Source organism: Edaphobacter flagellatus (assembly GCF_025264665.1).
Lineage (GTDB): Bacteria > Acidobacteriota > Terriglobia > Terriglobales > Acidobacteriaceae > Edaphobacter > Edaphobacter flagellatus.
In genome coordinates, this window is sequence record NZ_CP073697.1 from 1,566,656 (window position 1) to 1,587,539 (window position 20,884).

Genomic DNA, 20,884 nt, shown 5'->3' on the forward strand with positions numbered 1-20,884 from the left:
AATAAGAGGAGATGATCTCTGAGCTCAGCATGCACTGGCGCTACACGTGGCTTGTGATAGCCTCGCTGATTGCTGGCGTGATGAATGCGATGGCTGGCGGCGGATCGTTTTTATCTTTTCCCGCAATGCTGGCGGTAGGCGTGTTGCCGATCCAGGCCAATGCAACAAATACGGTCGCCCTATGGCCAGGTCAGCTGACTTCAGTAGCTGCACTGCGCGGAGACCTGCGGCGTGATCTGTTGCCGGTTGTGCTTACCGCTTCGGTCGTCGGCGGAGTCACCGGCGCGATTGTGCTGCTGAAGACGCGGCAGATCACCTTTCTGCACATGGTTCCGTGGCTGTTGCTGGTGGCTTCGCTGCTGTTCGGGCTGAGCGGGCCGGTCTCGCGCTGGCTGCGGAGAAGATCGGCAGAGCCGCATACGGATCGTCGACCGGCGCTAGTGCCGCTGTTCTTTGTGCTGCTGCCGGTGTGCTTTTATATCGGCTACTTTGGCGCGGGGGCGGGATTTCTGATTATGACGGCGCTGGCATTGTTTGGCGTTGAGGAGATGAATGCGCTGAACTCGCTGAAGGTGCTGGCTGCGTGCACGTCGAACTTTGTCGCCGTGCTGACATTCATCGCTACCGGTGCTGTCATGTGGCGGTATTGCTTGATCTCGATGGTCTTTGCAGGCGCAGGTGGCTATGTGGGCGCGCACTATTCGAGGAAGATGAATCCGAATATGCTGCGTGCGGTCGTTGTGATTACAGGATGCGCGATGGCGGCCTATTTCTTCTGGAGAAATGGGTAGATCAGCCGCTGGGAAGTAGAAGGAATGAAGGATGAGTCACGAAGGAATACGGATTGTAAGCGCTGATGAGGCGCGGCGCGAAGAAGCGATGGACCGGAAGCTGCCCGCAGATGCGGTGACTCCGGTGAAGGTGCGGGTGCATAAGACGGAAGGCACGGGGGTTGAGATCGAGTGGAAGGACGGGCATCGCAGCTCGTGGAACTTTGTATGGCTGCGCAATGCCTGTCCGTGCGCCACGTGTCACGAAGAGCGCGAGAACAACGGACGCAAACCCGGCGAAGCGAAGCCTAAGCCGCAGACGCTGCTGCCGATGTATGAGGCTCCGGCTCGTCCTGTGGAAGTGACTCCTGTAGGAAAGTATGCAGTGAAGTTCAAATGGTCGGACGGACACGAGGCCGGAATCTACTCGTGGGAGTACCTGCGCCGTGTCTGCGACTGCGCATCGTGCTCGCAGAAGAGCTGATCTTTAGTCTGTTTTTGCAGCACTTAACTTCGTAAAAGCATCCTCGACAGAGTTGGCAACGAGAAGTATCTCGCGGCTGGCCATCCGGAGCAGACCTTCTGCGACGCAGTGGTCGAGGAAGTCGAGCAGCTTGTCATAGAAGCCGTTGATATTGAGCAGGACGATGGGCTTGCGGTGCAGTTTGAGCGTCTGCCAGGCGAGGACTTCGAACATTTCTTCGAACGTACCAAAGCCTCCGGGAAGGATGAAGAAGGCGTCGGATTTCTCGCCCATCAGCGCCTTGCGCGTATGCATGGTGCTGGTGACGTGAAGCTCGGTGATGCCCTGGTGAGCGACCTCAAGATCGACCAGGACTTCAGGAATAACGCCGACGACGCGCCCTCCCGAGGCGAGGGCCGATTCAGCGACAGCCTGCATCAGGCCAACGTTGGCTCCGCCATAGATGAGACCGATGTTGCGTTGCGCGAGAGCCTGTCCGAGCTCGATAGCTGCACTGCGGTAGATTGGGTTTGAACCATTCGCCGAGGAGCAGAAGACTGCGATGTTAGCGATCACAGTTCTGAGGATATCAAGTCATCAATAAAGGCATATTACGGAGTTGCGGCCTCTGAGGCGATGCTCTGAACTTGAGCGCCGCCTCAGGGGCCGGATGGGGAGCCACAACTATTTCAGTATTACTTGATGTGAATGGTGGCGCCGTTGAGCGAGCTCGAGACCTCGGCGATCAGTGAGCCAGCCTGCGACTTTTCTGTCGTCGTGTTGGAGACAACGCGCGTTCCAGGTGCAAGGCTTAGGGTGACGGGCTTGCCCGCTTCAAGCTTGATGACATCATCGCCGGCCTTCACTTCCATGGGAGCGCCGGAGTCATTCAACAGCGTAAGCTTGATGGTCTTCGTTTTGCCGAACATGGCATGAACCGGAGAATTGAGCCCGGCGGCATGAACGACAGGCGAAGCGAGCAGAGAGGTAGCGACGATTGAGGCTGCGAAAAGATTACGGAATTTCATTGTTAGCTCCAGTTTGATCCTGTTCTCGATCGATGGGCCTGCTGCCATGGTTCAGCAAGCTCTTCGTATGTCGATACGCATTGGACTCAGAGAAGTTCCGTACGAATTTCGTGAAGTGACGAGACGTGTGGAAATGGTGACGAGACGTGGATTTGTTACGCGAGCGATAAAATTGAAGATGGAGCGTGTACCAGTTTGAGTCATCTTTTGGAGAACATGAATCCCCAGCAGCAGGATGGGATTCGCACGGTGGATGGTCCTGTACTGCTGCTGGCAGGTGCAGGCAGCGGCAAGACGCGTGTGATTACGCACAGAATCGCTTATCTGATTGAAGAGCGCGGTGTGCCTGCGGACGCAATCCTCGCGGTGACCTTTACCAACAAGGCCGCCAAAGAAATGGAGGAGCGCGTTGAGAAGATTCTTGGGCACAGTTCGCTGGCAAAACCAACACTTGCTACTTTTCATAGCTTCTGCGTGCGTGTGCTGCGGCGGGATATAGAAGCGCTGCGCGTAAACGGAGTCGGGCTGACGAAGACATTCGCCATTTATGACGAGCAGGACCAGCAGGCGGTGGTGAAGGCTGCATTGAAGAGGCTGGGCATCGATGACAAGAGCCTGAAACCTCGCGTTGCCCTGGGAAGAATCAGTTGGGCGAAGAACCACATGATCGATCCGCAGGAATACTTCCTCGCCTCGACGAATCCGATGGAGGAAAAGATTGCGCACATCTTCGAGATCTATCGCAAGGAATTGGCGAAAGCGAATGCGATGGATTTCGACGATCTGCTACTGGAGACAGTGCGCCTGTTGAAATCTTCGCCTGAGGTTCGCGAGCGATACAACCGCAGATATCGCTATGTGATGATCGACGAGTATCAGGATACGAACAGGCCGCAGTATGAACTGATGAAGCTGCTGGCCGGCCCGGAGAAGAACATCTGCGTCGTAGGCGACGAGGACCAGTCGATCTATAGCTGGCGCGGCGCTGACATCAAGAACATTCTCGACTTTGAGAAAGACTTCCCCGGCGCGAAGACGATTCGCCTGGAGCAAAACTATCGTTCGACGCAGGTTATTCTTGAGGGCGCCAGCGCGGTGGTCGCACAGAACACACAGCGCAAAGGAAAGAACCTGTGGACATCGCGCGAGGGCGGATCGCTGATCGGCTACTACGAAGCCCCCGACGGCGAGAACGAGGCGTTGTTTATCGCGGACCGCATCCATCGTTATCTGCGTGAAGCCGGACAGCAGGAGGAGGCGCCGCGATGCGCCGTGCTGTATCGCACGAACTCACAGTCCCGTTTGATAGAAGAAGCGCTTCGTCGCTACCAGATTCAGTACCACATGGTGGGCGGCTTCAGCTTCTATGACCGCGCCGAAGTGAAGGACCTGCTGAGCTACATGAAGCTGGTGCAGAATCCTCACGACTCGATTGCGTTGCAGCGTGTGATCAACTCCCCCGCCCGCGGTATCGGCAAGACGACGATGGAGACGCTGGAGCGGATGGCATTGGGCACGGGCATCAGCACGTGGGATGCGATGGCGCGCGCTATGCAAGAACGTCTCCTGCCGCAACGTACGCTCAATGCGCTTGAGGGATTTCGCCGTCTGATTGAAGATGCTCGCGCCATGCTGGGACCAGACTTTGCGGAAAAGCTGACCGCAGATGCGAATGATGACGCCAGCGATGATGCATCGTTCGACGTGACAGCGTTTCAGGAAGAGCCCACGGAGATCATCGAGGCTGCCGAACCCGAAGAGCAGGGCGATGCCGCCTTCGATACGACATTCAACTTCGCCTTCGATTTTGGGCCCAGCGAAGAGATTTCGACGATTGCCCCGGAGAACGCACGCGACTCCGATGGGGCGCATGGAATTGAGGCAGCCAGCTTCAATCCGTTTGCTCCCGTAGTACTGAAGGAAACTTCAAAGAGGACGACCGCAGATTCTTCGACTCCGTTACGCTCCGCTCAGGATGACACACCTCTACCAGATGGCCGCCCCGCGTTTCGCACACCTGGCGGCAAGGCAACATTGCCTGAGCTGATCAAGTTCCTCAACGACCGTAGCGGATATATCCGCGCTCTCGAAGATGAAGGAACACCGGAGGCGTTTTCGCGAATTGAAAACCTGAAGGAATTGGCCAATGCCGCACAGGACGCCGAAGAGCGCGGCGAGACGCTGGATGCGTTTCTGGATCATGCCGCGCTGGCGAGCGATGCCGATCAATACTCTGCGGACGCTCGCGTGACGCTGATGACGCTGCATGCCGCAAAGGGCCTGGAGTTCCCGCTGGTGTTCCTGACAGGCATGGAGGAGGGGCTGTTTCCGAGCGCGAGAACGATGATGGACCCCACCGGTCTCGAAGAGGAGCGCCGCCTTTGTTACGTCGGCATGACCCGCGCCATGGACACGCTGGTGATGACCCGCGCACGATATCGCAGGCGGTATGGAAGCGATGCGCCGGACTCCACTGTGCCTTCGCGCTTCCTCGAAGAAGTGCCTTCGCGGCTGGTGGAGGACCTGGGCAGCCCACCAGCCCGGCCTCAATTTAGCGGAGACTACAGTGGAATGTATGCAACCCCCTATCCGAAGGCGAACCGGTTCGGAGGCCGCGATACCGAGGCAGGCGAGCGGCACTGGAGCTACGAGGACGAGGACCAGAGCGGCGAGCGAGGGGCTGCTTCCTCGTATAGCAAAAACCGGTTCGGAGGAAAGACGCCTGTGGGTGGCTCGGGGTCTTTGGACAATATAGCGAGCTTCTTCGCGGGCCGGGGGCAGAAGCCCGGGACGGGCTCGGCCCGGCCGAAGCTTGAGGCTCCGGAGTCAACTGGTAAGACCGGGCTCAAGCAGGGGACGCGGGTCCGGCACCCGAAATACGGCGAAGGAACGGTGTTTCGTCGCGAAGGCGATGGGGATGACGCCAAGATTACAGTACAATTTCAACAGCATGGCGTGAAAAAGCTGGTGGAGAAGTTTGCCCAGCTGGAGCGCCTCTAAAGTTTGCTGCAACATTATTTTTTTTAGAGAGTGATTAGCAAGATTCAATGGCAAATACCAAGAGCATTACAGACAAGGTAGAACGCAAGAAGGTAAAGCGCGCGGCGCGCAAGAAGGCTGCTCCAAAGGGCAAGCGGACGACTCCGCGTGGCGCGCAAAAGGCCAAGGTCAAGAAATTGGCGCGCGGCCAGTCGAAGCGCTAAGCAGACGCAGTTGAGTGGTCAACCGGGTTCAGGCCCGGTTGACCAGCTCCTCCCCCGAAGAGATTCTTTCTCGACGCTGTATTGTTGTATCGGGCGGGTCCGGGACGACTCCCCCAGAGCATCCCCGGACAATTTCGCTGAGGAGCAGGGCGCTGGCCAGGCAAATCTTTCAGACCAAATCGATCGACAAACTGATCTCGGAGTCGGAGCGTCCGGAGACGGCGCTCAAGAAGACGCTGGGACCGGTGAGCCTTACTGCGCTCGGAATCGGCGCAGTGATTGGATCGGGCATCTTTACGGTGATCGGCACGGCCATCGGCGGCAACCCGGCGATGGAGGCCAAGCTCTCGGACTCTCCTGTCATCGACCTGATCGTCGGCCTGCTGCATCACACAAGTGGAGCTGTCGCCGGACGCCCCGGGGCAGGGCCTGCGCTTGCCGTCTCACTCGTACTGGTCGCGATTGTCTGTGCGCTCACCGGACTCTGTTATGCAGAACTGGCGAGCATGATCCCCATCGCCGGCTCGGCTTACACCTATACCTATGCCACGCTGGGTGAGCTGGTGGCATGGATCATCGGCTGGGACCTGATCCTTGAGTATGCCTTCAGCAACATGAGCGTGAGCGTAGGGTTTGCCGCGCATGTCGTCGACCTGCTGGACTGGCTCGGGCTGCATATCTCGCCGAAGTGGTTGTCTCCTGCTTACCTGCCGCTGGGCCTGCAGGACCTCCAGGGACACGATATCTACCTGCCCGGATGGCATGCAGGATTCAACATCCCTGCCTTCCTGATTGTGATGCTGTTGACGGTTGTGCTGGTGCGCGGCATCCGCGAATCGGCACGAACGAACAACATCATGGTGCTGGTGAAGATTATTGCGATCCTGATCTTCATCTTTGCCGGGCTCAGCTTCATTCATCCGAATAACTACGTTCCCTTCTCGCCGAATGGGTGGAGCGGCATTCTGGCGGGCGGTTCCATCATCTTCTTCACCTATATCGGCTTCGATTCGGTGTCGACCGCAAGCGAGGAATGCCAATGTCCGCAGAAGGACGTTCCGATAGGCATTCTCGCGACGCTCATCATCTGCTCGATCCTTTATATCGGTGTGGCCACGGTGCTGTGCGGCATTGTGCCGTGGAAGACTGTTGCCGGCGATGCTGCTCCTGTAGTGAATGCGCTGAAGCGTGTATCGCTGCTGCCAGGCGGACACAGCCTGCACTGGGTGAGGCTCGCAGTGCTGCTTGGCGCCATTGTGGGGATGATCTCCTCCATCCTGGTATTTCAGCTTGGTCAGGCGCGTGTGTGGTTTGCGATGTCGCGCGACGGCTTGCTGCCGAGTGCGTTCAGCAAGGTGCATCCCCGGTTCAGAACGCCTGCGTTCGCGACGTGGGTCGCTGGGTTTCTTGTTGCGATTCCGGCAGGGCTCTTCGACGTAGGCACGTTTGCGGAGATGTCGAACATCGGCACCCTGTTCGCCTTCGTGCTGGTGTCGATCGGCGTGATGGTTCTACGCTCTCGCCAGCCGGAGAGGCATCGTGGGTTTACTGTCCCCTTCGGCCCTGTGATTCCTTTGCTGAGCGTCTTCTTCTGCATGCTGCTGATGGCCGGGCTTCCCGTAAAGACGTGGCTGCGTTTCTTTGTGTGGCTGATCGTCGGGCTGTTCGTCTATGCCTTCTACAGCCGTAAGCGGAGTGAGTTTTACGCGCCTGAAGCCTAAGATAGAAGAATGGCGCGAAAGCAGAAGAAAAACGGCGAGATCGATGTAACAGAATGGTTGCGCGGACTACCAAAGGCAGAGCTACACCTGCATCTCGAAGGAACGATCAAACCGGAGACGCTCGTCGAACTGAGTCAGAGGCACGATAAGGAGCCGCTCACACTCGAGGCTGCAAAGGCTCTTTATCAGTATGAGAACTTCCTCGGCTTTCTGGGCTCGTTCAAAGCCGTGACCGAACGCCTGCGCTGGCCTGAGGACTATGAGCTCATCACCTACAACATGATCCGCGACCTGGCGGCGCAAGGTGTCGTACATGCCGAGGTCTACGTCTCATTCGGCATCATCTACTACTGGAAACGCACCGAGGTCGAGCCCTACGTCGAAGCGATTGAGCGTGGAAGGATTCGCGGTGAACGCGACTTTGGCGTAACCGTGTTATGGATCGTCGACGCCGTGCGGCACTTCGGCGTAGAAGAGGGTGCTAAGGTCTTCCGCAAAGCAGCAGAGATCAAGGTGCTCTACCCGAGCTTCGTTGGCATCGGTATTGGCGGTGATGAAGCGCGCGGCCCCGCCGACCAGTTCCGCGATCTGTACAAAGAAGCCAAAGAGGGGGGCCTGCGTTTGACCGCACATGCTGGCGAATCCGTCGGACCCGAGAGCATCTGGTCGGCGATCAATATCGGCGCCGAAAGAATCGGACATGCGTTGTCGGCGCAGCATGACCCGGAATTGCTCGAGATACTCGCACAGAAACAGATACCGCTGGAGATCAACGTCACCAGCAACATCAAGACAGGCTGTTGCAAGAGTTTCGACGAGCACCCACTGCGGCATTATTTTGAATCGGGACTGATGGTGACGTTGAACTCAGACGATCCGCCAATGTTCGGCAGCAACCTGCTGGAAGAATACGTACTGGCACAGATGCAGTACGGATTCACGCTCGAGCAGATGCGAGAGCTGGCTGCCAACGCAGTCGAAGCAAGCTTTCTCGACCCAGCACGCAAACTTGCCCTGCTGCAACGCGTAGAACAATACGGCCAGATCTGAGTTGCTTCAACGTCCGTCGGGAGCCGGAACCATCACTGCGTTGGGATCGACCTTGGGAATGCCGAAGTGCCCGCTGAGATGCAACAGGTCGAGCGGCCGTAACGCGCATGAGATCTGAATCAGGTTCATATCGCGCGGCGCACGCACCAGCACCGTAACGTCATCAATCTCGGCGCCATTGAAATGCAACCATAGGTCGGTGATGGGATGTCCAGGTTGCGCACTGGCAGCTGGCGTGGTGTTCGCATCGACCAGATGCTTCCAACCAGCCGCATGGTACGTAGAGATGATGGAGCCCATCGCCTCAGGCGTGTAGAACGCCTGCCGCTGATAGTGATACGTATCAACAGTGATACTGCGCAGCTGCGCCGAAGCGCGCCTCACCTGCGCACTGCCGTTGTCGATAAAAGTGCTGGCGTAGTCCAGCATCGATCGATCGAACGTGACAGAGAGATGGGTCGCCGGTTGATCGGCCAGTTGGTTGAGCGTCTGCGAAACGCCATCTGGCTGCTGAGCGAAAAGGGCTGTCGTGCTGAGTGCAAGAGTTACAGCCAGGGAGAGAGTACGACATGAAAGACGAGACATATTCTTTAGTTGCCTCTCTCCATTTAGACACGAATCGGCCTGGATAGTTATGCTCCTTGGAAGCATTTTCCATCCAGGCCGAGACCTTCTGCGCCGCTCAACGCAAACCATTGATCCTGCTAACTATGCAGCAGAGACAGCGACCTGCTGCAGGACTTCCTCAAACCGGCCGCGGTACGGCATGCTGATAAAACTGATGGCGCATCGGCCGAAGACAGGATTGATCGCCGGCCCGATCCAGCTTCCCTGCACCGCCGCCTGATGGCTGACCATCAGCATGTTGACCCCACTTTTGCGAAGCAGCTGGGGCAGCTCGCGACTCGCTTTGCCCTGCGCGACGTGCACTTCGACTCTGCAGGCGGGATCGAGCGAGTTTGCAATGTCCTGTAGCCACGCATCCGCTGTCTCCTCGCCCATCGGGGCTGACGATAGCAGAGGAGTCAGCAGCGAACCTTCATTAATCTCGTTGACGATGTGCAGCAGATGAAGCGTGCTTCCCGTCTCCGACGCATACTGCGCGGCCTGCTGCAGATGCGACAGGCCCTCCTCCGGATTACCCAGCCAGACTCCGATGTGGCGATGTGAAGCAGCTGTAGTTTCGCCAACATTGACGCGGCCCAGCGTCCATATGGGAACATTGAGCCGCTTGATGAGCCGTGCCCGCATCGATCGGTGCCACGGCCGGGGAAGCCCCGTCAGATCGCTGGGAGGAAGCATCAGCAGAATATTGTGGTGCCGCTCGCAGTAAGCAGCGATCCCCTCCGCAGGATCGCCGCTTACCAGCACGCGGTCGCAGTGCGGATAGTTATCCGCCTCCGCAAAGAAGGACTGCAGAAGCGTCTCCGCCTCGCGATACAGCGTTCTGGCCGGGTTGTAGACATGCAGCAGAGTCAGCTTCGCACCCAGCATGTCCACCCATTGCGCTACGGCGGGAATCACGGCGTGGCTGGAGTCCGAAAAATCGGTAGCAAAGACAATCTCCTTAATCTTGTGCAGCATAGCGTTCCCCTTCCCTTCTTAGAAGACAAATCCATCAACCGGCATCACGTCACGGCGCACGCGCTGCCTTGAGTGCTCTTCCCATCCGCGCTCTTTGTCCGTCTCTGCCATCTGTTCGCGCAGATTCAGCTCAATCGTGCGTGACAACGCCGTCATCGGCGTGTCGTGGATGGTGTTATCGAACGGGTTCGATATCTCGCGGCTCATCAGGTCGGCAGCAATGAACGTAAAGCTGATCAATACACTGGCAATGGGCGTCATCAGGCCGAGATCGTCGACGATGCCGAGCGGCAGCAGCCAGCAGAATGCGTCGACCAGCACACGAGGCAGATAGTCGAATTGACGCGGCAGCGGCGTGTTCTTGATGCGCTCGCACGCTCCCTGGATATTGGATATCGTCGTCAAGTTCTCGTCGATGGCTGCCCAGCGAAAACTATCGAGCATGCCTTCGTTTCGCGCCTGACGCAGGAGCTTACCCGTACGCAAAGTGAGTGCTGCCGGAAGATTCTTGTAAACACTCAGCTCTTCCGCAATCTCGTCACCCAGCAGAGTGCGCAGCTCAGGGAGTGCTGTCTGTTTTCGCAGATGGCAACGCAGCGCATGAGGAAAAGCAATCTGGTGTTTGACCAGTTCGTTGCGAAGTGGCGGACGCCGCGGGTCTTCCGACTCATCGTCGAGCATGGTGAGGTACTGCCGTGCGAGAGCGCGAGAGGTGTTCACGAGGCCGCCCCACAGCTGCCTCGCCTCCCACCAGCGTCCATAAGCTGCGTTCGTGCGAAATGCCAGAAAGATCGTCAGCGCCGATGCCAGCGGAGCGACCGGAAGGCCATTGAGTGAGATCCATTTGTGATGAAAGACCGAATAGATCACCGCAACGGTGCAATCGAAGACGAGAAGGACAAGCAGCCTCCGCCAGGCCTGAGGCCATATTCTCTTCAGCGGCAGTTTGTCTCGAACGATCATCGAAGCTTCTCCATATGCCGATTAGAACGTCGCAGCACGCATTACGGCTCCTATCTTCCATCCGCTCTTTTGGAGTTATCGCAGATAGGAAGCAACCTATCTTTTGGCTATTCGCCACGCATCCAATGACGGAAACGAGTTCTAATAGATTGTGTGCAGACCTTTTATCGCCGTTTTGTCCGTATGCGATTTCCCGCTGGCAGCAGCCGCGGGCTGATCCTTTTGATCGCCGCGGGCATGGTAGGCACCCTGGTTACGCTCGAGTGGTATTTCGATTTCGACTTTTCACTGGGTATCTTTTACATCTTCCCTGTCATGATCGCGGCGACGGTGTTTACGCGCTGGCAGATTTTTCTGGCTGCGATTCTCTGCGCCTATACACGCGGCCTGTTTACTGCTGACGAGACTCATCTGGAGCACGCGCTTCGCTTCTGCATGGCGACCATCGCCTACACAGGATGCGGACTATGGATCTATCAGATAGCCGACTCGCGAAGAAATGTCCTGAAGCACTATTCGCGCATCCGCTACGAACAACGGATGCGTCGCCACGCGCAGGAGCAATTGAGGCTCCTGGCCGAGAGCAGTCCCGCCGCCATACTCACCGTCGACTGCGATGGAAAAATCGTTGCGGCTAACCGCGCCGCGGAGACGCTGCTGCAACCTGAAGACATCCTGCTGGGGCAAGGCATCGGAAGATACATGCAGGTCTTCCAGGATGCGTTGCTGCTACCGTCCGGGCTGGGAGAAGTAAGCACTACGGCAGCAGCATGGGCGCGCCGAGGAGACGGAACACTGGTTCCGACGACAACATGGTTCTCCATCTACGGCGAGGGTCGCAGCCGTCACCTCGCCGCAATCGTCGTCGATACCTCCAACGAGGTACGCGAACGCGAATATGCCCAGTTCGAACAAATCGCCAGCCATGATCGCATTCTTGCCAGCGCTGTATCGCATGAGATACGGAACCTTTGCTCGGCGATCTTTGTCGTCGCCTCCAATCTGGGGCGAAGCAGCTCCATCAGCTCCGACCCTGACTTCATCGCACTGAAAAACCTTGCGGCAGGACTGCGCGATCTGGCCTCTGTCGATCTGCGGAAGCAGACGCGTGCAACACTGGCCGCCGTCCCGTTACGCGAACTCGCAGAGGAGTTCAGGGTGATCATCGAACAGGACTGGAAGGACATCGGCGGAGAGTTTGAATGGAAGGCTCCTGCTCACATTGCAGTTCGCGCAAACAGACAGGGACTTATGCAGACGTTGCTCAATCTCTCGCAGAACTCGCTGCGCGCAGTTGAGCACTCCGCCGAAAAGCGCCTCATCATTGAAACCATCGCACAGGGGAGTAGTGTGCGCCTGCGTATATGCGATACGGGTCGCGGGATCAAAGACGCAAAGCATCTCTTTCAGCCATTTCGATCGGAGGCGGACGGCTCCGGTCTGGGACTTTATGTTTCTCGCGCAATCATCGAGAGCTTCGGCGGAGAGTTGCGCTATGAGCCGACAGAGACTGGCTGCTGCTTTGTTATGACACTGCAGGCAGCCGGAGATGACGCAGCTTCCGTGGATAATACAGAGACAGGCGAGACCTACGCATGAGCTCGGCGATACGAATTTACCTGCTGGACGATCACACCCTGTTTCGCGAAGGGTTGCGCCGACTGCTCGCCACGGATGATCGCTTTGCGATCGTGGGCCAAAGCGGTTCCCCAGCGCAGGCGTTAGAGGAATTGAAGGAAACCGCTCCAGATATTCTCGTACTCGACTACGATCTTGGCGAAGAAGATGCACTCGGATTCCTCCAGCGGTTGAAGCCCACAAACTTTGCGGGCAAGGTCCTGATCGTCACAGCAGGACTCCCCGACAAAGACGCTCTCGCCTTGATCCAGGCTGGTATTGCTGGCATCTTCCATAAGCAGGAATCGCCGGAAGAGTTGCAGCGTGCGATTCTTGAGGTGGCGCAGGGGCGTGTGCTGATCGATCAGCAATATCTCCAGGCCATCGTCGCGGCGGCCGGTCCGCAGGAATCCATCCGCTTTACCGAGAGGGAGCGCAGCACGCTGCGTTATCTGCTACAGGGACTGGCCAACAAGGAGATCGCCACAAATCTGAATATCTCGGAGAGCGCCGTTAAAGCGACGCTGCAGCAGCTCTTCTCCAAAACAGGCGTACGCACGCGCTCGCAGCTTGTGCTGCTGGCAATCGAAAAATATCGCGATCAGCTCTAGCTAAGGAGTAGGCCGCGGAGCAAAATAGCCTTTGCTGGCGCGCACTTTGTAGCGTGGATCAAGCGCCTGCAGGTAGATCGTGCGGAACGAACCATCTTGCTTGAACTCCGCTGGACGATAAACCAGCGAGTACTGGCTGCGCAGCTCTTCCTGAATATTGTGGAAGCCGACAGCGACATCCTCAATCTTGATTGGGAAGAACGGCATGCCGCCGGTTGCCTCCGAGATAATGCGCAGCACCTCATCGCCCTTGTCCTTGCTGGGGCTGACATTCGTGCTGATCGTGTAGACGATCGTCTCGGCACGCTGGCACATCTTGATCGCATCCGACTGCTGCACGCGGCTGTAGTTATCATCACCGTCCGAGACAACAATAAGCGCACGCCGAACAGCACCATCTTCCTTCAGCGTCAGCATCTGGTCTCTGCATGTTTTGTAGAGTGCATCATATAGAGCCGTTCCACCGCCAGGACGCAGCTTGCGAATCCCCTGGTTCAGCAGGTCGATGTTGTTGGTGTAGTTCTGCGTGATATCCGTCTCGGTATCGAAGCCCATCACAAAGGCACGATCGTTCTGGTGCAGAATCTGCAGAAGAAACTCAATCGCCGAGTCCTGCTCGAACTGAAAGCGCTGCCGGATCGAGCTAGACGTATCCAACATGATGCCTACACGCAACGGCAAATTGGTCTGCTGCGTAAAGCGCAAAACAGCAACCGGCGGACGGCCATCATCGAGCAGGCCGAAGTTCTGACGTTGCAGGCCAGTGATGAAACGCCCCTTTTTATCCGTAACGGTAAAGATCAGGTTCACTTCCTGCACCTGCACGCGAATCGTCGGCGCGCTGAGGTCAGGAGACGATGTGTCCGGCGACTGATTCTGCTGGTCCGCTGGCGTCTGGGCAACCGGAGCGGACGATGCAGGCGCTTGTGCTGGCGGAGCTGGCGTTGCAGGCTGAGGCTTCTGTGCCGGAGTCGTAGCCGGTGCAGCCTGTGCGCAAAGTGGCGCAGCGCTAAGCGAAACAGCAAAAAGACCAGCGGCCAGCGGCCAGAAAAAACCCTTCATTCGGACAAGACCAATCACTCGAACTATTCTACTCAAAACTGGCCGCTAATCGGCATCAATAGCAGCCAGAAACTCTTCCAGGTCCTTCGGCAGAGGAGATTCGATCCTAAGCTCTTTCTTCGTCTGAGGATGCACGAAGACAAGACGGGCCGCATGCAGAAAATTGCGGTCGAGCGAAAGCGTTGCCAGAGGCTGCCCCACATGATGCGGTGCACCGTAAAGCGTATCGCCAACGACAGGATGTCCTAGCGCCTGCAGATGCACGCGTATCTGATGCGTTCGCCCGGTCTCGATGCGAACCTCGACCAGCGTAAAGTCGCCATACTGCGGCGAATGAATTCGCTTGAGCACCTTGATGTGCGAGACAGCCGGACGAACACCCTCACTATCTGCCGAACGACGTGTCGTCATGCGCGTACGCCGAACCAGATCACGGCCGATCGGCAGGTTCACCGTGATGTTGTCCTTCGGAAGCCGCCCGTGGACCAGCGCAATGTACGTCTTCTCCAGCTCGCGCGCCGCAAACATATCGCTCAGTTTGCGGTGCGTGCTGTCGTCCTTGGCAACGACGATGATGCCGCTGGTCTGCTTATCGAGCCGATGCACGATACCTGGCCGCAGCTCACCGCCCACTTGCGAGAGCTTATTGAAGTGGTGCAGCAACGCATTCACCAGGGTGCCGTGGTTGCGCTCGTCCTCGGTCGCACCCGATCCGGCATGAACCGTCATGCCTGCGGGCTTATCAATTACGGCAAGGTGCTTATCTTCGTGCAGGAGCGTAAGCGGGATATCCTCCGCAAAGGCATGCAGCGGAGGAGGATGTGGAGCGCCCTCAATCTCGACCTGCTCGCCTCCCTGCAGCTTGAGCTTGGCCTTCGCGGTCTGACCATTGACGCGAACCTGGCCGTGCTCGATCAGCAATTGCACGCGCGCCCGACTGATGTCGGGAATCGCCTGGGCCAGATATTGATCGAGACGTAACCCGGCGGCTTCAGCTGCGGCGGTGAATGCGTGGATGCGGTCCTCTGCCTCGTCATCCATCTCCAGCACCGGAATCACCGGCGGGGACGCAGGCTCAACGCCTCGCGTCGCGCGATACTCCGGCTTGACCGTGCGGCGACGCTGCCCCTTTGGAAGCATGTTCTTAGACGGCATGGACCACCTGCTTTCTGGGCTGCAGCCAAACCAGCATCGCCACAACCATCATTCCCAGCGCGACCCACTGAATCGGATCGAGCAGATTGCCGAAGGTGTTCTCCGCAATATCCGGCTGCCGAAAGAACGTAAGTAGAAACTGCACCAGTCCGCTCAGCAGCAGGCCCAGCACAAACGTGTCTCCCTCGTGACGCTCGATGCGCAAACAGCGCAACAGCACAAAGACGATCCCTACCGCAGCCAGCGCAACGTAGAGCGCAACGGGATGCAGCCGCAGCGAGCTTGCAGTCACATGTACGGCCCACGGCAGACCACTGGGCAGGCCCGGATCGCTGCTTTCCGCAAAGTGCCCGAGCGCAAGAAAGGCCCATGCCAGAGCGGCACACGGGGCCCACGCATCCAGCGTGAGCAGCAGATTGAGTCCGCGCAAGCGTAGATATACAACAGTCGCTATCGTCGTCAGCAGAAGGCCCAGCGGCGTCAGCGAAGGCACCATCAACAGCAGGATCGGATAAGTAATAAAGCTCGAAAGATTGGTAAGCACCAGCAGAAGCCGCGAAAGAACGAATGCGGCGACGATCATAAAAATTCCCGCGTTCCAGACCCGATCTGGATTGAGGCCAACCATCGCCGCCGTCTTCAGGCTGAGCGCGAGAGCAGCCATCAGGCCGACAGCAGCGAGCAGACCAAAGGTCGGGATCGTCAGAAATCCGAAGTGGAGCAGGTTGGGATACACAGGTGAGATAGAGCAAAAGACCGACCCGCTGGGCCGTGCGCAGATGCGCTGGTGAACCCGTCCTAAGACGGCGGGACCCTGCCGTGGTTCTTTAGGCATTCCGGACTGGCGGACGTTGCACACCGAACCATATATACGAGCCAGGCCCCTGTTCAATGAATGTTGGTTCAACCAGCGTGGATCGCGCACCTGCTTTGCAGGCCGGTCTCTTGAGTTGTGATGCTACCTGCCGCGCGGCTGCATTGCAAGTTGACGTAGAGCGCAGGAAAGCGTAAGGCCGCAGCAGGAAACAGCATCCTGTCGCCAGACAGCGCATAATAGATCCAATGGCATTTCGCTCCGGATTCGTCTCGATCATCGGCCGCCCCAACGCCGGCAAGTCCACACTGCTCAACGCGCTGCTCGGCCAGAAGCTCGCCATCGTCACGCATAAGCCGCAGACGACACGCACACGTATCCACGGCGTGCTTGAGGTGCCGTTACGCAAGAAGACGAAGACCGATGCAGGCCGCTCGGCCGCGCAAGTCATTCTGGTCGATACGCCAGGCGTGCATAAGCCAACGACCCAGCTGGACCGGCGCATGATGCAGGAGGTCCATGATGCGCTCGAATCGCGCGATCTTGTCCTGTTTATCGTCGACGCAACGCATCGTCTGCCGGGCGAAAGGGACGCTGAGAACAAGTCGCCTGCTGCCGCGAAGCGCAGGCTCTCGGCGGGCGAGGACGACTTCGCTCTCTCGCTGGTGAAGAAGCTCAACTGCCCGGTCATCCTCGCGTTGAACAAGATCGACGCCGTCCCGAAGGCCGACCTGCTGCCGCTGATCGCGCATTGGAGTGCGCTCTATCCCTTTGCCGAGGTGATTCCCATCTCCGCGCGTAAGAAGCAGGGCCTGGAGCTGCTGCTCGACAAGGTTGTCGCCCATCTCAATGAGGGCCAGCGCTATTTTCCAAAGCATCAGCTTACCGACCAGCCGGAACGCTTTCTCGTTGCCGAGATCATCCGCGAGAAGATTCTGCTACTTACAGGCGAAGAGGTACCTTACGCCACAGCCGTCGTCATTGAGAGGTACGAAGAGCCTGCCTCGATGCGCAAGACCAAAGATGGCAAGCTACCTGTTACGAAGATCGCAGCGGCCATTTACTGCGAGCGCGCCGGGCAGAAGGCGATCCTGATCGGCAAGAACGGCGAGATGCTGAAGCGCATAGGAACCGCGGCCCGTAAGGAGATCGAATCTCTGCTGGGCACACGCGTCTTCCTGGAGCTGTTCGTCAAGGTGCATGAAGACTGGCGCAGCTCGCCCAGTTTTGTCGAGGACCTCGACTGGCGTCGCCAGCTTGAAGAGCTTGCTACGAAGCAAGCCGAATAAACGCCAGAATTATCCGGCCAACTCTACCCTTTCCATGCTTTAATGACTGGCAAGCGAAAAACTACGCTTACCGAAATAAATCATCGGGAGGGTACGCCTTGGACACTCGCCATCAGACAGGAATGGATCGCCGCGCATTTCTTGCATCGGCAGGAATGGCTGCTGCAGCCGCCGCGTTAGGCCAATCCAGCCATGCAGAAGCACAGCAACCTGCTTCGACCAGATTTAAACCTATGGCGCTGGGCCTGCTCATCCATCCCTTTCCCGACCCTGAAGAGCGTATTGCGCTGGTCGCCAAGCTGGGCTTTCCCACCTGCTTCTTCTCGCTCGACAACTACCTTGGCAAGTTCACGCCTGATCTTGCCAAGCGCATGCAGGACTCGCTGGAGAAGCACAACGTCGTCGCCACGACGGCCGAGGTGGTGCAGCCGCCGCCGTTGAAGTGGAACTTCACCGAAGGCCCTTCGACGATCGGCATCGTGCCGCGCGCCTATCGCGCAGCACGTATGGACGCACTCAAGCAGACCTCGGACTTCGCCAAGCTGCTGGGCATCGACAAGATTCAGACGCACTGCGGCTTCATCCCCGAAGACCCGCATGATCCGCTCTATGAGGAAGCCGTGCTTGCGATCCGCGAACTGACCGAACACTGCGCCGGCAACGGCCAGTTATTCCTGATGGAGACAGGGCAAGAGACACCGGTCACGGTGCTGCGCACCATTAAGGACGTCGATCGTCCGACGATTGGTGTTGGCCTCGACACGGCGAACCTAATTCTCTATGGCAAGGCTAATCCCGTCGACGCAGTCAAGATCATCGGCCCTTATGTGCGCGCCATGCACGCCAAAGACGGCAAGTGGCCGACCGACCCGATGCAGCTGGGCAAAGAGGTCAAGATCGGCGAGGGCGAGGTGGACTTCGAGAAGGTGCTCACCGGTCTGCACGCTCTTGGCTACAAGGGCGCGGTCACGATCGAGCGCGAGACCTCAGGTCCGCAGCAGGTCGCCGATGTGCGCGATGAGAAGGTTTACCTCGAGCGCATACTCGCCAAGTTGAAGAGCTAACACGACACACGGAGAAGACAACGATGGATCGTCGCAAGTTTATTCAGGGAACTGCCGCCGGTGCGGTGGGACTTATGTTCGTCAAGCCGGAGACGGCGTTCGGTTATGCGGCAAACTCGCGTGTTCGCTGGGGACTGCTTGGCTGCGGCCACCGCGGCACCTCGGTAGCGACGTCGTTCGCGAAGAATGCGGGCGTTGAGATTACGGCGCTTGCCGACATGTTCCCCAATCAGCTAGAGCAGGGCAAGAAGCATTTTGATACGATCAACAGTTCTCTGGGCCTTGGTCCCATTGATCCGAAGCGCCTGTTCCAGGGACCGGATGCCTTCAAGGCCATCGCCGCCTGCGATCAGGTCGATGCCGTGCAGATTTCGACGCCGCCGTTCTTCCACGTCGAGCATCTCGAAGGCATCGTCTCGGCCAAGAAGCATGCTTATTGCGAAAAGCCGGTCGGCGTCGATGTGCCGCAAACCAAACATGCGCTTGAGATCGGCAAAAAATACGACGGCAAAGTGAGCATGGCGGTCGGCTTCCAGATTCGCTCGGCAACTCCGTTCGTCGAGCTGGTGCGCCGCATCCACGCCGGACAGATTGGCCAGATCGCGCAAATCACGGGGTATTACAACTCTCCTCCGTCGGTCTCCTACGAGGGAGCGACCAAGTCACAGGACGAGTACCGCCTGCGCAACTGGCTGCACTACAAGAATCTCTCCGGTGACATTCTGCTGGAGCAGAACATCCACGTCATCGACGTCATCAACTGGGTGATGCAGACGCATCCGGTCAGCGCCTACGCCAAGGCCAGCCGCAAGGTTGTCACCTTCCCCGGCGACACGAACGACAACTACGAGGTGATCTTCACCTATCCAGGCGACGTCCAGTTCAGCTTCACCTCAACGCAGTTCAACCCGAATCACTACTTCGACGTCGCCGAGCGCATCTTCGGCTCCAAGGGCCATGCTGAGGCTCCGTACAGCGGCCCGCTGCGCATCATGGGCGAAGAGCCGTGGATCTGGGCAGGCAGTGATAAGACCTCCGGCGGCGAGTTTGCAGCCAACGGGGATTTCCACGACAACCTCGCCGACTCCGATTCGATGAAGGACAAGGGCTTCATCGAGAGCATCACCTCGGGTAAGTTCCACAACCAGATCAGTGCCGGCGTCGACACCGCCCTGAGCTGCATCATGGGCCGCAAGTCAGCCGAACTGGGCCGGACAGTGACCTGGCAGGAGATCGAGGCCGACAAGGAACAGTACAAGCTCGGCATGGACCTGAAGCAGTTCGCCTGACCCCCTCCCCCTGGGGGGGTGGGAATGCAAATCGCTCGTTTTCAATACGTTAGGCGATTTGCACAGGCTAAAATATTGAAGACAGATGGTTTAAGCCTAAAAATATTGATTCTAAAAGAGTAATCCCCGGCTGCATGGCCGGGGATTCTTTTCTTTGACTGACTAAGTTAAGTTTAGCAAACGCAAGGAAACTAATCGGCAACGTCTATCCACTTTGGATTGTGGAGGTTATGGGGAATTGGGGCTTGACAAGTTTTTCGAGCCGTTCCCCCTTGCCTAATAGCCGATGTGGTGGAGATAGAAGACGACTGCGGAAGCAACGATGCAGTAGACGCCGAACCAGGACCAGCGTCCGCTCTCGAGCCAGGAGCTGAGCCAACGCAAGGCGACCAGACCGGCGAAGAAGGCGAGGACGGCTCCGAGGAGACTGATGGCAACGCTGCCGCCGAGATCGATAGGAGCCCCGGTTGCCGCGGCCTCGTGCGAGGCTTTGACGAGGCGCATGGCTTCGCGCGCAACGACGGGAGGAGTGAGGATGACGGCGAGGGCAAAGCTGAAGCGCTCGGCGCGGTCCTTGCTGGCCCCGGCCAAGATGCCGGTAGAGATTGTCGCGCCGGAGCGCGAGAAGCCGCGGAACGGGAGGCAGAGACCCTGGATCGCGCCGATCCATCCGGCCTGACGCATGGTGACGCTGTTGCCGAAGGCCTGGCTTTGCGCGGCGCTGCTTTTCTCACGCAGGCCCGCGATGAAGATGAGGACACCGGCGGCGAAGAGTGCGGGAGCGATGAGGTCGAGGCGTCCGAAGAGCAGCTCGATCTCGGCTTTGGGGAGGCCCTTGAACGCGGTCTTCTCGATGGCTTTGACGAGAATTTCGCCGATGACGCCGGTGAGCACGGTGGCCCAGATGGCGCGGATGGCGAAGCGCTGGAACGCATCGGAGCTGGAGAAGAACGTCTTCTTCCACTGCTTCCAGAAGTAGGCGATGACAGCGAACATGGTGCCGGTGTGCAGCATGACGAGCAGGAGGGTCATCTGCGGGGAGGAGGGATCGAGCCCCATCAACTTTTCGGCGACAACAACATGGGCAGAGCTGGAGACCGGCAGCAACTCCGCGAGGCCCTGCACAATGGCAAGGATGATGACTTTAGCAATCGGCATAGCCTTAATGCTACATGGTGGTTGCTGAAGAGACGATGAAGAT

The 20,884-nt window shown here is 58.0% G+C and carries 20 protein-coding genes and 1 other RNA gene; 11 read left to right on the top strand and 10 right to left on the bottom strand.

Translation table 11 applies throughout. The features are described 5' to 3' along the window. Positions 1–11 precede the first annotated feature (11 nt). Positions 12–791 (top strand): sulfite exporter TauE/SafE family protein, encoded by a 780-nt coding sequence (locus KFE13_RS06635; RefSeq protein WP_260706379.1) that lies wholly within the window; start codon positions 12–14, stop codon positions 789–791. A 31-nt stretch (positions 792–822) separates the two neighbouring features. After that, positions 823–1,254 carry a DUF971 domain-containing protein gene (locus tag KFE13_RS06640; protein WP_260706380.1) on the top strand — a complete coding sequence of 144 codons (432 nt, stop codon included), beginning with the start codon at positions 823–825 and terminating at the stop codon, positions 1,252–1,254. A 3-nt stretch (positions 1,255–1,257) separates the two neighbouring features. On the opposite strand, the gene KFE13_RS06645 is transcribed toward KFE13_RS06640, so the two are convergent. Together KFE13_RS06645 and KFE13_RS06650 are read right to left on the bottom strand one after the other, a co-directional pair. After that, a complete protein-coding gene (locus KFE13_RS06645) occupies positions 1,258–1,809 on the bottom strand; it encodes an LOG family protein (RefSeq protein WP_260706381.1) in 552 nt (183 codons plus the stop codon). Between the two features lie 119 nt (positions 1,810–1,928). Beyond that, complete coding sequence (locus tag KFE13_RS06650) at positions 1,929–2,261, bottom strand: hypothetical protein (RefSeq protein WP_260706382.1); 333 nt, start codon at positions 2,259–2,261, stop codon at positions 1,929–1,931. A 216-nt stretch (positions 2,262–2,477) separates the two neighbouring features. Between KFE13_RS06650 and KFE13_RS06655 the strand changes: the two genes are divergently transcribed. The 4 genes from KFE13_RS06655 (at position 2,478) to add (ending at position 8,235) form a co-directional block, all read left to right on the top strand. Beyond that, on the top strand, positions 2,478–5,261 hold the full coding sequence (locus KFE13_RS06655; protein ID WP_260706383.1) for an ATP-dependent helicase: 2,784 nt from the start codon (positions 2,478–2,480) through the stop codon (positions 5,259–5,261). Between the two features lie 47 nt (positions 5,262–5,308). After that, the gene (locus KFE13_RS06660; RefSeq protein ID WP_260706384.1) at positions 5,309–5,464 is read left to right on the top strand and encodes a hypothetical protein; all 156 of its coding nucleotides are present in this window, start codon (positions 5,309–5,311) and stop codon (positions 5,462–5,464) included. Positions 5,465–5,601: 137 nt separating this feature from the next. Next, a complete protein-coding gene (locus tag KFE13_RS06665; RefSeq protein ID WP_260706920.1) occupies positions 5,602–7,185 on the top strand; it encodes an amino acid permease in 1,584 nt (527 codons plus the stop codon). 9 nt (positions 7,186–7,194) lie between these two features. After that, positions 7,195–8,235: an adenosine deaminase gene (gene add, locus KFE13_RS06670; protein WP_260706385.1), complete on the top strand. Its 1,041-nt coding sequence runs from the start codon at positions 7,195–7,197 to the stop codon at positions 8,233–8,235. A gap of 6 nt (positions 8,236–8,241) precedes the next feature. Here add and KFE13_RS06675 read toward each other — a convergent pair whose 3' ends face one another. The 3 genes from KFE13_RS06675 to KFE13_RS06685 form a co-directional block, all read right to left on the bottom strand. Continuing rightward, positions 8,242–8,820: a hypothetical protein gene (locus KFE13_RS06675; RefSeq protein ID WP_260706386.1), complete on the bottom strand. Its 579-nt coding sequence runs from the start codon at positions 8,818–8,820 to the stop codon at positions 8,242–8,244. A gap of 123 nt (positions 8,821–8,943) precedes the next feature. Then, positions 8,944–9,819: a universal stress protein gene (locus KFE13_RS06680; protein ID WP_260706387.1), complete on the bottom strand. Its 876-nt coding sequence runs from the start codon at positions 9,817–9,819 to the stop codon at positions 8,944–8,946. A gap of 18 nt (positions 9,820–9,837) precedes the next feature. Continuing rightward, positions 9,838–10,782, bottom strand: coding sequence for a bestrophin family protein (locus KFE13_RS06685; RefSeq protein WP_260706388.1), 945 nt, complete (start codon positions 10,780–10,782; stop codon positions 9,838–9,840). Positions 10,783–10,965: 183 nt separating this feature from the next. Here KFE13_RS06685 and KFE13_RS06690 point away from each other — a divergent pair, with 183 nt between their 5' ends. Further along, entirely contained in the window at positions 10,966–12,381 is a 1,416-nt protein-coding gene (locus tag KFE13_RS06690; RefSeq protein WP_260706389.1) for a sensor histidine kinase, read from the top strand. Beyond that, on the top strand, positions 12,378–13,010 hold the full coding sequence (locus tag KFE13_RS06695) for a response regulator (protein ID WP_260706390.1): 633 nt from the start codon (positions 12,378–12,380) through the stop codon (positions 13,008–13,010). Before KFE13_RS06690 ends, KFE13_RS06695 begins: the two co-directional genes overlap by 4 nt. On the opposite strand, the gene KFE13_RS06700 is transcribed toward KFE13_RS06695, so the two are convergent. The 4 genes from KFE13_RS06700 to ssrS form a co-directional block, all read right to left on the bottom strand. Then, positions 13,011–14,090 carry a VWA domain-containing protein gene (locus tag KFE13_RS06700; protein WP_260706391.1) on the bottom strand — a complete coding sequence of 360 codons (1,080 nt, stop codon included), beginning with the start codon at positions 14,088–14,090 and terminating at the stop codon, positions 13,011–13,013. Positions 14,091–14,117: 27 nt separating this feature from the next. Continuing rightward, complete coding sequence (locus KFE13_RS06705; protein WP_260706392.1) at positions 14,118–15,227, bottom strand: RluA family pseudouridine synthase; 1,110 nt, start codon at positions 15,225–15,227, stop codon at positions 14,118–14,120. After that, positions 15,217–15,963 (bottom strand): prolipoprotein diacylglyceryl transferase family protein, encoded by a 747-nt coding sequence (locus KFE13_RS06710; RefSeq protein WP_449240095.1) that lies wholly within the window; start codon positions 15,961–15,963, stop codon positions 15,217–15,219. The genes KFE13_RS06705 and KFE13_RS06710 overlap by 11 nt, the downstream gene beginning before the upstream one ends. Before the next feature lie 18 nt (positions 15,964–15,981). Further along, positions 15,982–16,169: non-coding RNA, 6S RNA (ssrS, locus tag KFE13_RS18745), on the bottom strand. Between the two features lie 120 nt (positions 16,170–16,289). On the opposite strand from ssrS, the gene era reads away from it, so the two are divergent. From era to KFE13_RS06725, 3 genes are all read left to right on the top strand, one after another. Next, positions 16,290–17,330, top strand: a complete 1,041-nt coding sequence (gene era / locus KFE13_RS06715; protein WP_260706394.1) for a GTPase Era — start codon at positions 16,290–16,292, stop codon at positions 17,328–17,330. A gap of 98 nt (positions 17,331–17,428) precedes the next feature. Next, positions 17,429–18,394, top strand: coding sequence for a sugar phosphate isomerase/epimerase family protein (locus KFE13_RS06720; protein ID WP_260706395.1), 966 nt, complete (start codon positions 17,429–17,431; stop codon positions 18,392–18,394). 23 nt (positions 18,395–18,417) lie between these two features. Beyond that, positions 18,418–19,683, top strand: a complete 1,266-nt coding sequence (locus tag KFE13_RS06725) for a Gfo/Idh/MocA family protein (RefSeq protein WP_260706396.1) — start codon at positions 18,418–18,420, stop codon at positions 19,681–19,683. Between the two features lie 276 nt (positions 19,684–19,959). Here KFE13_RS06725 and KFE13_RS06730 read toward each other — a convergent pair whose 3' ends face one another. Further along, entirely contained in the window at positions 19,960–20,841 is an 882-nt protein-coding gene (locus KFE13_RS06730) for an undecaprenyl-diphosphate phosphatase (protein ID WP_260706397.1), read from the bottom strand. Positions 20,842–20,884 lie beyond the last annotated feature (43 nt).